15 protein-coding genes are annotated in these 13,442 nt (G+C 64.3%); 7 read left to right on the top strand and 8 right to left on the bottom strand.

Annotated elements, in window-relative coordinates; genetic code table 11:
* Positions 1-173: 173 nt before the first annotated feature.
* Positions 174-929 carry an SDR family oxidoreductase gene (locus A4R29_RS23940; protein ID WP_013529743.1) on the top strand — a complete coding sequence of 252 codons (756 nt, stop codon included), beginning with the start codon at positions 174-176 and terminating at the stop codon, positions 927-929.
* A 101-nt stretch (positions 930-1,030) separates the two neighbouring features.
* Here the strand turns inward: A4R29_RS23940 and A4R29_RS23935 are convergent, their stop codons facing one another.
* Both A4R29_RS23935 and A4R29_RS23930 read right to left on the bottom strand, forming a co-directional pair.
* Positions 1,031-1,405, bottom strand: a complete 375-nt coding sequence (locus A4R29_RS23935) for a YciI family protein (protein WP_013529744.1) — start codon at positions 1,403-1,405, stop codon at positions 1,031-1,033.
* Positions 1,406-1,557: 152 nt separating this feature from the next.
* A complete protein-coding gene (locus tag A4R29_RS23930) occupies positions 1,558-2,742 on the bottom strand; it encodes a pyridoxal phosphate-dependent aminotransferase (RefSeq protein WP_024502719.1) in 1,185 nt (394 codons plus the stop codon).
* An 83-nt stretch (positions 2,743-2,825) separates the two neighbouring features.
* Between A4R29_RS23930 and A4R29_RS23925 the strand changes: the two genes are divergently transcribed.
* The 4 genes from A4R29_RS23925 to denD all read left to right on the top strand — a co-directional run bounded on the left by A4R29_RS23925 (position 2,826) and on the right by denD (position 5,786).
* Positions 2,826-3,512, top strand: a complete 687-nt coding sequence (locus tag A4R29_RS23925; protein WP_063173791.1) for a GNAT family N-acetyltransferase — start codon at positions 2,826-2,828, stop codon at positions 3,510-3,512.
* A 10-nt stretch (positions 3,513-3,522) separates the two neighbouring features.
* Entirely contained in the window at positions 3,523-4,491 is a 969-nt protein-coding gene (locus A4R29_RS23920) for a cation diffusion facilitator family transporter (RefSeq protein ID WP_024502717.1), read from the top strand.
* 89 nt (positions 4,492-4,580) lie between these two features.
* Complete coding sequence (locus A4R29_RS23915; protein ID WP_013529748.1) at positions 4,581-4,793, top strand: hypothetical protein; 213 nt, start codon at positions 4,581-4,583, stop codon at positions 4,791-4,793.
* Between the two features lie 15 nt (positions 4,794-4,808).
* Positions 4,809-5,786, top strand: a complete 978-nt coding sequence (denD, locus tag A4R29_RS23910; RefSeq protein WP_024502716.1) for a D-erythronate dehydrogenase — start codon at positions 4,809-4,811, stop codon at positions 5,784-5,786.
* A gap of 25 nt (positions 5,787-5,811) precedes the next feature.
* Here denD and A4R29_RS23905 read toward each other — a convergent pair whose 3' ends face one another.
* The 4 genes from A4R29_RS23905 to A4R29_RS23890 all read right to left on the bottom strand — a co-directional run bounded on the left by A4R29_RS23905 (position 5,812) and on the right by A4R29_RS23890 (position 9,858).
* Positions 5,812-7,005, bottom strand: coding sequence for a nickel/cobalt transporter (locus tag A4R29_RS23905; RefSeq protein WP_063173033.1), 1,194 nt, complete (start codon positions 7,003-7,005; stop codon positions 5,812-5,814).
* A complete protein-coding gene (locus A4R29_RS23900) occupies positions 7,002-7,670 on the bottom strand; it encodes a DUF1007 family protein (protein WP_027161413.1) in 669 nt (222 codons plus the stop codon). The genes A4R29_RS23905 and A4R29_RS23900 overlap by 4 nt, the downstream gene beginning before the upstream one ends.
* A gap of 89 nt (positions 7,671-7,759) precedes the next feature.
* The gene (locus A4R29_RS23895) at positions 7,760-8,659 is read right to left on the bottom strand and encodes a LysR family transcriptional regulator (protein WP_024502714.1); all 900 of its coding nucleotides are present in this window, start codon (positions 8,657-8,659) and stop codon (positions 7,760-7,762) included.
* Between the two features lie 2 nt (positions 8,660-8,661).
* Positions 8,662-9,858, bottom strand: a complete 1,197-nt coding sequence (locus A4R29_RS23890; protein WP_063173032.1) for an amidase — start codon at positions 9,856-9,858, stop codon at positions 8,662-8,664.
* 540 nt (positions 9,859-10,398) lie between these two features.
* On the opposite strand from A4R29_RS23890, the gene odc2 reads away from it, so the two are divergent.
* A complete protein-coding gene (odc2, locus tag A4R29_RS23885) occupies positions 10,399-11,532 on the top strand; it encodes an ornithine/lysine decarboxylase (protein WP_024502712.1) in 1,134 nt (377 codons plus the stop codon).
* 153 nt (positions 11,533-11,685) lie between these two features.
* On the top strand, positions 11,686-12,255 hold the full coding sequence (locus A4R29_RS23880) for a GNAT family N-acetyltransferase (protein ID WP_063173031.1): 570 nt from the start codon (positions 11,686-11,688) through the stop codon (positions 12,253-12,255).
* Positions 12,256-12,350: 95 nt separating this feature from the next.
* Here the strand turns inward: A4R29_RS23880 and A4R29_RS23875 are convergent, their stop codons facing one another.
* Positions 12,351-12,635 carry an SCP2 sterol-binding domain-containing protein gene (locus tag A4R29_RS23875; RefSeq protein ID WP_013529756.1) on the bottom strand — a complete coding sequence of 95 codons (285 nt, stop codon included), beginning with the start codon at positions 12,633-12,635 and terminating at the stop codon, positions 12,351-12,353.
* Positions 12,636-12,832: 197 nt separating this feature from the next.
* On the bottom strand, positions 12,833-13,348 hold the full coding sequence (locus tag A4R29_RS23870; RefSeq protein ID WP_013529757.1) for a hypothetical protein: 516 nt from the start codon (positions 13,346-13,348) through the stop codon (positions 12,833-12,835).
* Positions 13,349-13,442 lie beyond the last annotated feature (94 nt).

Below are 13,442 nucleotides of genomic sequence, written 5' to 3'. Positions count from 1 at the left end.
TTCCTCCTCCCAAGCCCGGTTCAGATCAGGGGCGGTCGCCAATGGCCGCCCTTTTTGTCGGTCCGCAGGATGGACACGCTTGCCATCGCCGCCGTCATTTGCGATGCCTTCCTTTTCGAGCCAAACCCCCAAAATCAGTCGAGCAAGCGCAGCGCTGCCGGAGGACAATAGCCATGACCGAGCAAAGAACCGCCATCGTCACCGGGGCCGGCACGGGCATCGGCAAGAGCGTCGCCACGGCGCTGCTCAAGGCCGGCTGGAACACGGTGTTCTGCGGACGCCGCAAATCCGTGCTGGATGCAGCCGTGGCTGAGGCCGGGTCCACCGGCGCCAAGGCCCTGGCGGTTGCCTGCGATATCAGCAAGGCAGGCGAGGTCGACGATCTGTTCGAGACCGTGGCGGCGGCCTTCGGCCGTGTCGACCTGCTCTTCAACAATGCCGGCATGGGCTACAAATCGACGCCGATCGACGAGATACCGGTCGAAGTGTGGAACGATATCGTCGGCGTCAACCTCACCGGTTCGTTCCTGTGCGCCCGTGCCGCCTTTGGCGCCATGCGCAAGCAGAAGCCGATGGGTGGCCGCATCATCAACAACGGTTCGGTGTCGGCCTATGCGCCACGCCCAGGCTCGGTGCCCTACACGGCGACCAAGCATGCCATCACCGGACTGACCAAGACGCTGGCGCTCGACGGCCGGCCCTATGACATCGCCTGCGGCCAGATCGACATCGGCAATGCGCTGACCGACATGGCGCAGCCGATGACGGTCGGTGTGCCGCAGGCCAATGGCTCGATCGCAGCCGAAGCGGTGATGGATGTTCAGCGCGTCGCCGACGCCGTCGTCCACATGGCCAGCCTGCCGCTCGACGCCAACGTGCTGTTCATGACCGTGATGGCGACCAAGATGCCGTTTGTCGGGCGTGGGTGAGCAGCCCGGTTCGCGTAAGCGAATTCATCGTGCCAGTGGCACGATGAAAGGCCGGCGAACGCTGGGACGCTGCGAAGCAGCGGGGACCCAGCCGGATGGTTTTATTTCCCGGCCAGCGGCACGCCGGGCTTGAACAGCAGAATGGGCCTGATCTCGTAAACGGCGGTGGGATTGACGCGGCGAAGGTCGCGGGCGATCGCGATGGCCTCGTCTCGCGTGGCGCAGTCGACGACATAGAGCCCGAGCAACTGTTCCTTGGTTTCGGCGAAAGGACCGTCGATGATCACACCGTCGCCCGGGCCGCGCAGGGTGATGGCATCCTGTGTTGCGCCCAGACGCGCGGACGGCCCCAGCGTGCCTTCCTCATGAAGCCGGGTGTTGATCTTCAGCAGGTCGGCCATAAGTGCTGCATCTTCCTGCGGCGTCAGCGCCTTGATCGCATCTTCCACGTGATAGGCAAGGATTGCGTAGAACATTTTATGTCACCTGCTTCGATCCTGATCCAGGGAGCGTAGCGGTTCCCGACACGCCCGCCCAGCCTTGGCCGTGCGTGTCCGGACAGATCATGACACCATCATTGTCGCCAGCCGCAACCACCCGGAAAGAGGCCACCGGCCCGCTTTCAAACCTACTTCGCCAGGAACGCTCCGATCCGCTCCAGCGCGCGCAGGATGTTCTCCTCGGAATTGGCATAGGAGAGCCTGATATAGCCTTCGCCGAGAATGCCGAAATCGGGGCCGCCGATCAGCGCCACGCCGGCCTCGTCGAGCAGTGCCGAGGCGAGCTTCTTGGCCTTCCAGCCGGTCTTCGAGACGTTGGGGAAGGCGTAGAACGCGCCCTTGGGCGTGATGCAGGATATGTTGGGCAGGGCGTTCAGTCCCTCGACGACGATCTTCCGGCGGCGGTCGAAGGCGCGCATCATCTCGTCGACGTCGTCCTGCGGGCCGTCGATGGCGGCGATGCCGGCAAACTGGCTCGGCGCGTTGACGCAGGACCAGCAATTGACCGCCAGCTTGCGCACCTTGTCGTAGAGATGGGCGCCCTTGTCGCCATTCGGCCAGATCGACCAGCCCATGCGCCAGCCGGTCATCGCCCAGGTCTTCGACCAGCCATTGAGCACGATCAGCCGGTCGCGGATTTCGGGAAAGCCGAGCAGCGAGCAATGCGTCTCGCCATCATAGGTCATGACGTCGTAGATTTCGTCGGAGAGGATGGCGACCTGCGGATGCGCCTCCAGCCCCTTGACCAGTTTCTCGATCTCGGCGCGAGGCGTGACGCCGCCGGTCGGATTGGCGGGCGAGTTGAGGATCAGCAGCCTGGTCTTCGAGGTGATCAGCGCCAGCGTCTCCTCGGCCGAGAAGGCAAAGCCGTTTTCTTCGCGCATCGGCACGGGAATGGGTGCCGCACCCGTGAACTCGATCATCGAGCGGTAGATGGGAAAGCCGGGGTCCGGGTAGAGGATCTCGGCGCCGGGCTCGCCGAACATCAGGATCGCGGCGAACATGGTCGGCTTGCCGCCGGGCAGGATCATCACCGTTTCGGGCGATATCTCGACACCGGTGGTGGTTAGCGTGCGGCGCACCACCGCCTCGCGCGTCGCCAGCAGGCCATTGGCCGGCGTGTAGCCGTGATGGCCGTCGCGCAGCGCCTTGATCGCCGCCTCGACGATGTGCTGCGGCGTCTTGAAGTCGGGCTGGCCGATGCCGAGATTGACGATGTCGCGGCCTTGTTGGGCAAGTGCTGTGGCCCTCGCAAGCACGGCGAAGGCGTTTTCCTCGCCAAGGCGGTCGAAGGCCGAAATCGTGTGGAGCATTTTTCCCGTCCGTGTGGTTCTTGCTGTTGGGTCGCGTTTTTGTGAGCCTCAGCCCGCAAAAGTCAAACGGATTGGAGCATTCGGTGTCGGAAAATCTGAAGGGTTGGCAACCGCGTCCGCGGCCCGAACGCAAGACCATCGACGGTCGATACGTCCGGCTTGAACCGCTGAGCGCTGCAAAACACGGCGACGGCCTCTATGAAGCGTCCTCCGTGTCCGATATCGACGACCGCTTCGCCTGGTTGCCCGATTATCCGCCGGAGACCCGCGCCGCCTTCCAGCCATGGCTGGACAAGGTCGAGGCCAGCGAGGATCCGCTGTTCTTCACCGTCATCGACAAGGCCAGCGGCAAGGTCGCCGGACGCCAGACGCTGATGCGCATCGATCCGGCCTACGGCGTCATCGAGATCGGCAACATCTATTGGGGACCGCTCATCTCGCGCAAGCCGGGAGCAACCGAAGCGCAGTTCCTGTTCATGAAATACATCTTCGACGGGCTCGGCTATCGCCGCTACGAATGGAAGTGCAACAACCGCAACGAGCCATCGAAGCGGGCCGCCGAGCGGTTCGGCTTCAAGTTCGAAGGCATTTTCCGCCAGCATCTCATCGTCAAGGGTGAAAACCGCGACACTGCGTGGTATTCGATCATCGACAAGGAATGGCCGGCGCTGCGCAGTGCCTATGAGGCGTGGCTCGATCCGGCCAATTTCGATGGCGACGGCCGGCAGAAGCGACGGCTCGAGGATTTTCGCGCGGAATTCGGCGCTTAGGAGTTCACTATTGGCACATACCCACGATCACACCGGGCACGGTCACGGCCCTGGTCATGTGCACGGCTCGACCGACAAGAAACGCGTTCTGATCGCAGCCTGCCTGACCGGCGGCTTCATGGTCGCCGAGGCGCTTGGCGGCATCCTCACGGGCTCGCTGGCGCTGCTGGCCGATGCCGGCCACATGCTCGCCGATTCGATCGCGCTCGGCCTTGCCTGGTATGCGTTTCATCTTGGCGGCCGGCCGGCGACCGTTCGCCTCACCTACGGCTTCGGCCGGGTCAAGACACTGGTGGCCTATACCAACGGCATCGCCATCTTCGTCATCGCGCTGTGGATCGTCTATGAGGCCTGGGGACGCCTGCAGGCGCCGGCGCCGGTGCTTGGCGGGCCGATGCTGGTGGTGGCGATCCTCGGCCTGCTGGTGAACCTCGGCTCGTTCTTCGTGCTGCATGGCGGCGACCGCGAGAGCCTGAACATGCGCGGCGCCATCCTGCATGTGCTTGGCGACCTGCTCGGCTCGGCGGCGGCCATCGCGGCGGCGCTGGTCATCCTGGCGACCGGCTGGACGCCGATCGACCCGATCCTGTCGGTCCTGGTTTCACTGCTGATCCTCTACACGGCATGGTCGCTGATGCGGGAGGCCGCCCATGTCCTGCTCGAGGGCGTGCCGCCAAGCCTCGACCGAGATCTGATCGCCAGCGATATCGAGGCGACCATCCAGGGCGTGCGCGAAGTGCACCACATGCATGTCTGGTCGCTCGACGGGACCAGCAACATGGCGACGCTGCATGCCTGTCTCGACGAGGGCGTCGATGCGCATCAGGCGGTGAGTGCCGTCAAGAAGCGGCTTGCCAGCGAGCACGGCATCAGCCATGCCACCGTGGAACCGGAATTCGGCCAGTGCGCCGACGATGGCGACGAGCACGACCACGGGCACGAGCATGAAGCGGCTGCATACCACGACCACCATCACTAGGACCGGATCGATCGATGTCGATCGTCCTGCCTCAGGAGTTGCAAAACCTTGAAAACCAGCTTGACGAACGCCCATCCTCCGGACGCGGCATGATGGACCGCGACACCAGGAACGCGGTCATCGCCGCCGCGTGGATCATGCTGCTGTTCGGTATAGGCGCCTACTATCTGCCGACGGTAATGCTGGCACTCGGCAGCCTTTCCACCGTGCTGGCCGGCGCCTTTGGCATCGTCTTCGTGCTGGCGTTCTTCTCGGTGTTCTGGCTGCGCGCCCGCAACCAGCGCAAAAACCAGGGTAAATAGGCAAGGGATATCGACATGCGCATTCTGATCACTGGCGCCGCGGGTATGGTCGGCCGCAAGCTCATCGCCCGGCTGGCCAAGGACGGGACGCTGCGCGGGGGCAAGATCACCGCGCTCGATCTCCACGATATCGTGCCGCCACAGGCGCCGAGCCTGGATGGCGTCAGCGTCACGCTGCACACCGGCGATCTCGCCGAAGCGGGTGCCACCGAGCGCCTGGTCGCATCGCGCCCCGACGTCGTCTTTCATCTCGCCGGCATCGTATCGGGCGAGGCGGAGGCGAATTTCGAACTCGGCTACCGCGTCAATCTCGATGGCACGCGCGCCCTGTTCGATGCCATCCGGGTGGCGGGCTTTGCGCCGCGCGTCGTCTTCACCTCGTCGATCGCGGTGTTCGGCGCGCCGTTCCCGGACGTCATTCCCGATGACTTCCATCCGACGCCGCTGACCTCTTATGGTACCCAGAAGCAGATGAGCGAAGCGCTGCTGGCGGACTATTCCAGGCGCGGGTTCTTCGACGGTATCGGCATCCGGCTGCCGACAATCTGCGTGCGGCCGGGCAAGCCGAACAAGGCGGCGTCCGGCTTCTTCTCGGGCATCATCCGCGAGCCGTTGAGCGGCCATGAGGCGATCCTGCCGGTGCCGCGCTCGGTCGTGCACACGCATGCCAGCCCGCGCTCGGCGGTGAACTTCCTGATCCATGCGGCGGGGATCGACGGCAGCGCTGTCGGGCCACGCCGCAATCTGACGATGCCCGGCGTCGCCGTCACCGTCGGCGAGCAGATCGAGGCGCTGGAACGCATCGCCGGGCCGAAGGCGGTAAGCCTGATCCGCGAGGTTCCGGATGACACGATCTGGGCGATCGTCAAGGGCTGGCCGACGCGCTTCGAGGCAAAGCGGTCACGGGAGCTCGGCTTCAGCGCCGAAAAGAGTTTTGACGAGATCATCCGCGCTCACATCGAGGATGAGCTGGGCGGCAAGATCGCGGGTTAAACTCCGAGCCTCTTGGCGCCGGGCATCATCCGCCGCTCGCCAGGCTTGCCGACAGCAGCAGCAGTCCGAACAGGAACACGAAGGCGGCGCCGCCGATCTCGACGATCGAGTGGATGCGGTTGCCCATGCGGCCGTCGCCGGCGAAATAGACCGCCCAGTTCTTGGCGGTCACCGCCAGCGTCGCCAGTGCCGAAACGGTGATGGCGGTGCCCAGCGACATTGCCAGCACCGACAGCAGGCCGCCGAGCCAGAGGCCGTTGAGCAGGGCGAAGCTGAGCACGATCAGCGCGCCGGAGCAGGGGCGGATGCCGACCGCCGCCACCGCTGTCCAGGCCGTGCGCCAGTCGAAGCGGTCGCCTGACAGCAGCGCCGGATCGGGTGCGTGCGAATGGCCGCAGGTGTCGCAGACTTCGCCCGCCGCGTGATCGTGATGAGCATGATCGTGTTCGGCATGATCGTGATGATCGTGCGAAGGGCCGTGCACATGGTCATGCGCGTGCAGCGCGTGCGAATGGGCATGCGCCGAATGGCTGTGAGCTGCATGGGAATGGCCGGCATGCGAATGCGCGCCGTGCGAATGACCCCCGTGAGAATGACCGGCGTGAGAATGGCCGGCATGAGCCGCCGACAGGCTGTAGGCCGGGCCCTTGCCGAACAGACGCAGGACGGAAGGACCGAGTTTGCGCCACAGCAGCCAGGCGCCGAACAGGGTGACGAAGACAAAGCTCATGATCTCCATGAACCAGGCTGCGTCCGTCATCGAGACGGAGGTGCCGCGCAGGACGAAATAGGCGACCCCCATCACCGCGACCGCGGTCAGGCCCTGCAGCAGCGCCGAGACGAAGGACAAGAGGATGCCGCGCCGCAACGCCACTTCATTGGCCACCATGTAGGACGAGATCACCGCCTTGCCGTGACCGGGGCCGGCGGCATGGAAAATACCGTAGGCGAAGGACAGGCCGACGAGTATCCAGATCTTGCTGCCGTCCTGGCGCATCGCCTTCATCGCCGTTGCCAGCGCGCGGTAGAATTCCTGCTGCCTGAGATTGATCCACATCAGGATATGGGCGAACGGGCCGGTGGTGGGCGCCATGCCGTCATTGACGCCGATGCCGAGCGAACTCTGGGCATGAGCGGCGTCGGCGAAATGCATCATGGCGACTGTGAGGGCCAACAGGCCGAATGCCAAACGCAGGGACGGTTTCGTCACCGGCTTCATCCTTCTGGCTGACAGGTCAGTTCGAGCTTGGTGGCGAAGATCTTGCTCATATCGGTGCCGGTCGGATCGTTGAAGAAGGCATCGGTGAGGGTCTTCTGGTTTTCCTTGATGGCCTCGTCGGGGTCGGGACGGACCACCTTGCTGGTGCAGTTCGAGGGCAGGCCTTCGACCGTGATGTTGGAGTCCTCGGTGAAGTCGATCGCCGTGTAGAATGTCGGATCGTAGACGCCGATATCGATCTTGCCGTTGAGCTTGATCGGCACCTTCGGTTCGGACTCGAACAGGATGATCAGCTGGTCGTTGTCGAAATTGGCCATCAGATGCGGCGGCGGCGTCATCGCCACGTCCTTGCCGTCGACGGTGACGAGCTGGAAGTAATTGAACTCCGCCAACGAGGCATGAACGGTGTCGGCGACTTCCTTCAGCTCCTTGTCGTCGAGCTTCAGGTCGGAGTTCTTGTCGAATTCCATCATCACCGTCGAGGAAAACAGATCGTCGAAGCGCCAGAGATGACGCAGAGCCTTCACGCTTTGGTGATCCGGGGAGAGGATCACATCGAGGCGAGCCTCGGCGAAGACGTGTGGATGCACGTAAGCGGGTCCAGTGGCGGCAAAGCTAGCCGCCAAGGCCGAAGCCAGCATGATTGCGTGCCGTTTCAGGTGCATTCTCGGTCGCGATTCCCTAGGCTTCGGAAGAGTTGCCGAGAGTTACCAGAAAGGGGGCGAAATTGGGACCGCTGCTCGGCTGAAGTGGGTCAGGCAACTTCACGCGTCCTGAACCACTGCACCAGGAAGTCGACGAAAACGCGGACCTTGGCCGGCAGATAGCGGCGGTGCGGGTAGACGGCGAAGATGCCGCCGCCCGACAGGATACGGTCATCTATCACCGACACCAGCCGGCCGCTCGCGAGGTCGGGCGCGGCAATGAAATCCGGCAGGACGGTGAATCCCAGCCCGGACACGGCCGCGGCTCTCGCCGTCATCGGGCTGTTGACCTCGATCGGACCCGACACCGAAACGCTGACCGGATCGCCATTGTCGCCCTTGAACGGCCAGTTGTTCAGTCCGCGGCCATTGGTGTCGACGATGCAAGGCATGCGGCTGAGATCCTGCGGCCGTGTCGGCGTGCCGTGCTTGGCGATCAGTTCGGGGGAGGCGCAGAGCTTTATCGAAAATGGCGCCAGACGCCTGGCGATCAGCGACGAGTTCTCCAGCCGCGAGATGCGCACCGCAAGGTCGAAGCCTTCCTCGACCAGATCGACGAAGCGGTCGTCGAGCTGGATGTCGAGCACGATGTCTGGATGCTGCTTGGCGAAGTCGATCAGCGACTGGCCGATCGGCGCGTCGGCGAAGGTGCGGGGCGCCGACAGCTTGATCCGGCCGCGCACGTCGCCGGAGGATTCGCGCACCGCGTCGGCCAGGCTGTCAACCTCGCGCACGATCTCCGAGGCGCGCCGGTAATAGGTGTGGCCGGCCTCGGTCATCGAGAACTGGCGCGTGGTGCGGTTGAGCAGCAAAGCGCCGAGTTCGTCCTCCAGCTCGCGCACATATTTCGACAGCAAGGCCTTGGAGCGGCCGATCTTGCGCGCCGCCGCCGAAAAGCCCTCGGCCTCGACCACGTCGATGAAGGCACGCATGCGCGTCAGTGTGTCCATGGTCAGGCCTTTCGTGCCGCGTCGAGAAGTTTCCGGCCGAGCCGTATCAGGGCAATGTCGCTGCCGGAAGGGCCAAGCAGCGACAGGCCGAACGGGGCGCCGGCGACCGAGCCGACGGGCAGTGTGATCTGTGGAAAACCGGACAGGCCGGCCAGGCACAGAAGCTGGAGCGCCCGTTCGCGATAGGCCTGGAACTGCTCCGGCGTGCTGTCCACGTAAGGCGCCGGACCAGGCACCGTCGGCAGGACAAGGAAGCCGTCCTTGCCGAGCAGGGCGCTCAGTTCGCCGCGAAAGGTCAGACGCCGCACCTTCTCGGCCTGGGCTGTCTTGTCGTCGACGGCGCGGCCGAAGCCGAATCGCTCCTCGACGCCGGGGCCGAGGCCGCGCTCGCCGCTGGTGATCCATTCGCCATGCACCGCCCAGGCCTCCCTGGCCTGCAGCCGGCGAAAGCACCAGTAAAGTTCATCGGGAGATGAGGAGAAGCGGATTGCCGGCGTCGCCGGCGCGCCGAAAACCGCGCCCGCCAGCCCCTTCATTCCGACATATTCGGCCAGCGCCGGGCGGGCGACCAGCCCGTCCAGCCAATCCAGCGCCAGCGGCCGGTCCAACACGTGCTGGTGCGGATCGCGGCCGAGCAGCAGCTTGCCGACGGTCTCGTAGGTCTCGATGTCGTCGGCGAACCAGCCGAACGTGTCGAGGCTCGGCGCCAGCTTCATCGTGCCGTCGAGCGAAATGCGGCCATGCGTGGTGCGCAGCCCGATCAGTCCGCAAAAGCTCGCCGGCGCGCGGATCGAGCCGCCGGTGTCGGAACCAGTGGCGATATCGGCCAGCCTGCCCGCCACCGCCGCCGCCGACCCCGATGAGGAGCCGCCGGTGACGCGGTCGGGTGCCGCCGGGTTCACCGGAAACGAGAAATGCGCATTCTGACCGAACAGCGCGAAGGCGAGCTCGTCGGTCTGCGTCTTGCCGACGAAGCGTGCGCCGGCATCGAGGATCATCTGCACGGCGGGTGCGGTGCGCGAGGCCGCGTGGCTTTCGGCGAATTTTTGCAAATTGCCGCAACCGGTGCGGTAGCCGGCGACGTCGTATATGTCCTTGACGGCCAGCCGCAGGCCGGCCAGCGGGCCGAGCTGGGCATGTGCCACGGGCATCTGGCGAAGATCGAGAAAGGCGTTGAGAGGGCCGTGCGTGCCTGTCATCGTTCGATATCCGGATACGGTTGCCGCAACATTGTTCGACGCCAGAAATTTTACAACCTGCGATACGATTTTTATTGATTGTGAAAGTCTTCGCCCTTATATCGCGCTTGCCCAAAGTCGCACGTGCCTGTGGGTGTCCGCCGATCCTCGAATGGTGAGGGAAATCGGTAAGGTAACTGGAGCCAACCCCTCCAGTCGGTCTAGCGGCCAACCGCCAGCCCGAGGACACCTTGAAGCAACGACGGTGCGGGCCTTTCTGGTGTTCTGCCGGTTGTCCAAAAACCGGGGTTACTGAAGAGGCACACCTTCATTGCCGGCAGTGCGGACGGGTCTCCCATCCAAGCCAAGGCAGACAAAGCGAACCGAGGCCGGGCAAGGCCAAGGTTCACCGCCGCGAGACGGCGCTTCATGGTTCCGGGGTCTCCACCGGCTGGTTCCATGGATTTCCGTCCCGCCTTTGTCCACCGCGAGTTCGCGAGGCCGACAGCCCGCGTCCCGCAGCCTTATTGCGCGCCGAAAGGCGCTGATGGAGAGACCCCGATGGCCACCCAGCGCATCCTTGACTTCCTCGCCACCCGACGTCCGACCGGCCCCTGCCTCGTCGTCGACCTCGATGTCGTGCGCGACAATTTCCGCGCCTTCGAGAAGGCGCTGCCCGATTCCAGGATCTACTATGCGGTGAAAGCAAACCCGGCGCCGGAAATCCTGCGCCTGCTTGCTGCGATGGGCTCGTCCTTCGACACCGCTTCCGTTGCCGAAGTCGAGATGGCGATGGACGCTGGTGCGCCGGCGGACCGCATCTCCTTCGGCAACACCATCAAGAAGGAGCGTGACATCGCACGCGCCTACCAGCTCGGCATCCGCCTGTTCGCCGTCGATTGCGTCGAAGAGGTCGAGAAGATCGCCCGCGTCGCGCCCGGTGCGCGCGTGTTCTGCCGCGTGCTGACCGATGGCGAGGGCGCCGAGTGGCCGCTGTCGCGCAAGTTCGGCTGCGTGCCGGCGATGGCCGTCGACGTGCTGCGCCATGCCAAGGGGCTCGGCCTCGACGCCTATGGCGTGTCGTTCCATGTCGGCTCGCAGCAGACCGACCTGACCGCCTGGGACCGCGCGCTGGCCGACGCCAAGGTGGTGTTCGCGACGCTCGCCGAGGAAGGCATCGTCTTGAAGATGGTCAATATGGGCGGTGGTTTCCCGACGCGCTATCTGCGTGACGTGCCGGCCGCCCAGGCCTATGGCCAGGCGATCTTCTCGGCGCTGCGCAAGCATTTCGGCAATGCCATTCCGGAGACCATCATCGAGCCGGGCCGTGGCATGGTCGGCAATGCCGGCGTCATCAAGTCGGAAGTCGTGCTGATCTCGAAGAAGGCCGCCAACGACAATGTGCGCTGGGTGTTCCTCGACATCGGCAAGTTCGGCGGCCTGGCCGAGACGATGGACGAGGCGATCCGCTACCCGATCGTCACCGCGCATGACGGCACGGAGACCGCACCTTGCGTGCTCGCCGGCCCGACCTGCGATTCGGCCGACGTGATGTACGAGAAGACGCCCTATCTGCTGCCTTTGTCGCTGACCATCGGCGACGAGGTGCTGATCGAAGGCACCGGCGCCTACACGACCACCTACTCGGCGGTCGCCTTCAACGGCTTCGAGCCTCTCCGATCCTACGTGATCTGACGGCGCTTGCTCAGCGCATTTTCGAACGGCGAACCGGACACAACTTCGCCTGAAAATGCGCTGAGAGAGCCGATCAGATCATCCCAGGTGGGCGACTTTCGTCCACCCGGGCTCGCCTGTGGAACAGATCTCCGCTCGCCAGGGATTACGGAAATGGAAATGCCAGTTGAAATTGGGGGCCACGCACCGGCCTTTGTGATGGTTGCCGAAACCGCCGCCGATGTTGCGGCGCGCGAGGCGTTGCTCGATCGGGCCATGGGGCCGAAGCGCAGGAAAAAGTCGTCGGAGAAGCTGCGGCGTGGCCGGCGGCCCTCGGAAGGCCTGGTCTTCGTCGCCCGCGATGCCTCGGGCGGCGTCGCTGGCACCGTGCGGCTGTGGGATGTAAGGCTGGGCGAGGGCGGTGCGGCTGCGCTGCTGCTTGGCCCGCTTGCCGTCGATCCGTCGCTCAAGAACGCCGGCATCGGCTCGGCCCTGATGCGCCATGCTATCGCCGAGGCGGCACGTCTTGGCCATGCCGCGATCCTTCTGGTCGGCGATGCGCCCTATTACGCGCGCTTCGGCTTCTCGGCCGAGAAGACCGGTTCACTTGCCATGCCGGGACCCTATGAGCGGCACCGCCTGCTGGCGCTGGAACTGGTGGAAGGCGCGCTTGACGGCGTGCACGGCACGCTGAGGGCGGCCGGCCGCAAGCTGAAGGCGCAGGAATTGATATCGGCGGCCTGAGATACGAAGCCGCCAGCATTTCATGCAAAAACGCCGCCCGAAAAGGCGGCGTTTTTTCGCGATTGGTGGGCGCCACCTTGGGCGCCTGCATGCCTTCAGCCGATCAGTTGGCTGAGCGCCATGGCAACGGTCATGTCGCCTTCGACCTTTATCTTGCCGGTCATGAACGCCATTGTCGGGTTCAGGTCGCCAGCGATCAGCGAATCGAGATCGTCGAGCGAGAGCTTGATGGTGCAGTCGGTGGGTGCATCGGTGTTCGAGACGGTTGCGCCGTCGATGACGATGACGCCGTCGCTGCCGGTGTCGAATTTCACGGAACGATCGAACCCGCTGCTGGCCACGCGCGACTTGATCTTCTCGGCAATCTCCTGAACGCTCACGCTGTTCTCCTTGTCTGGTTGCATCTGTCTCGCAACGGCGCTTCGATCCAGCCGAAGCCCGTGCCGCGGTTTCGCGATCACGGTCGCTGCCGCATATAGCTTTGGGTTGACGTTTACGTCAACGCGAATTCAGGCGGTTGGTTCCTGCCGTTGCGGCAGGCGAGCCTGGAGGAGGCCGGGAATGCGAGCCCGGCAACTCAGTGTTCCTTGAACGCCTTGGTCATTTCGCTCGCCGTCTCGCTTTTCTTGCGGCGCAGCCAGTTGTCGCGGATTTCGTCCTTCGACAGGAAATTGACCTGGTCGATCAGAACCTCATGCACCAAAGGCGCCCCGACACGCGTGTTGACGGTATCGCGGATGGCGGCGCGGAAGGCATCGAGATCGATCGTCGCCTTGTTGGTGAAGTCGATCTGCGGATTGGAATAGAGGTAGGAATAAACCTGGTCGGTGATCAGCGCTTCGGCGGGAATGGACAGTTTCTTGATCTGCTCGGGTTCGACCGTGTAGACAAGCTTGGTCAGGAAATAGCCGCCGATCTCGGAGTCGCGGATCAGCGGCACCGAAATGATGTCGGTCTTGACGTAGTCGAGGCCGCCCAGCATCGGCTTCGGCGTTTCGCCGACACCGCGCTCGCCGGCCGCCTGGAAAGAATAGAACACGGCGCCCAGCGTTGCGGCGCAGATCCAGACGGCGATGGCGATGACCTTGATCATCGGGCCTTGTCAGTCCCTTGGTCAGTCCCTTGCAATGGCAACGCGGCACGGCGCCGTTGCCGAGGCAGGATCTCCGACGTGTCGCCTGTGTTCG

It is taken from the genome of Mesorhizobium ciceri biovar biserrulae, from assembly GCF_001618845.1.
In the GTDB taxonomy this organism is placed as follows: domain Bacteria; phylum Pseudomonadota; class Alphaproteobacteria; order Rhizobiales; family Rhizobiaceae; genus Mesorhizobium; species Mesorhizobium ciceri.
This window is presented reverse-complemented; position numbering and strand designations above follow the sequence as displayed.

Excerpts from the sequence above, each read along its gene's own strand:
- A4R29_RS23900 (WP_027161413.1), bottom strand. The coding sequence starts at position 7,670 with ATGCACCTGAAACGGCACGCAATCATGCTGGCTTCGGCCTTGGCGGCT.
- A4R29_RS23940 (WP_013529743.1), top strand. The coding sequence starts at position 174 with ATGACCGAGCAAAGAACCGCCATCGTCACCGGGGCCGGCACGGGCATC.
- A4R29_RS23905 (WP_063173033.1), bottom strand. The coding sequence starts at position 7,005 with ATGAAGCCGGTGACGAAACCGTCCCTGCGTTTGGCATTCGGCCTGTTG.
- A4R29_RS23870 (WP_013529757.1), bottom strand. The coding sequence starts at position 13,348 with ATGATCAAGGTCATCGCCATCGCCGTCTGGATCTGCGCCGCAACGCTG.
- A4R29_RS23880 (WP_063173031.1), top strand. The coding sequence starts at position 11,686 with ATGGAAATGCCAGTTGAAATTGGGGGCCACGCACCGGCCTTTGTGATG.
- A4R29_RS23895 (WP_024502714.1), bottom strand. The coding sequence starts at position 8,659 with ATGGACACACTGACGCGCATGCGTGCCTTCATCGACGTGGTCGAGGCC.
- A4R29_RS23930 (WP_024502719.1), bottom strand. The coding sequence starts at position 2,742 with ATGCTCCACACGATTTCGGCCTTCGACCGCCTTGGCGAGGAAAACGCC.
- odc2 (WP_024502712.1), top strand. The coding sequence starts at position 10,399 with ATGGCCACCCAGCGCATCCTTGACTTCCTCGCCACCCGACGTCCGACC.
- A4R29_RS23935 (WP_013529744.1), bottom strand. The coding sequence starts at position 1,405 with ATGTTCTACGCAATCCTTGCCTATCACGTGGAAGATGCGATCAAGGCG.
- denD (WP_024502716.1), top strand. The coding sequence starts at position 4,809 with ATGCGCATTCTGATCACTGGCGCCGCGGGTATGGTCGGCCGCAAGCTC.
- A4R29_RS23915 (WP_013529748.1), top strand. The coding sequence starts at position 4,581 with ATGATGGACCGCGACACCAGGAACGCGGTCATCGCCGCCGCGTGGATC.
- A4R29_RS23890 (WP_063173032.1), bottom strand. The coding sequence starts at position 9,858 with ATGACAGGCACGCACGGCCCTCTCAACGCCTTTCTCGATCTTCGCCAG.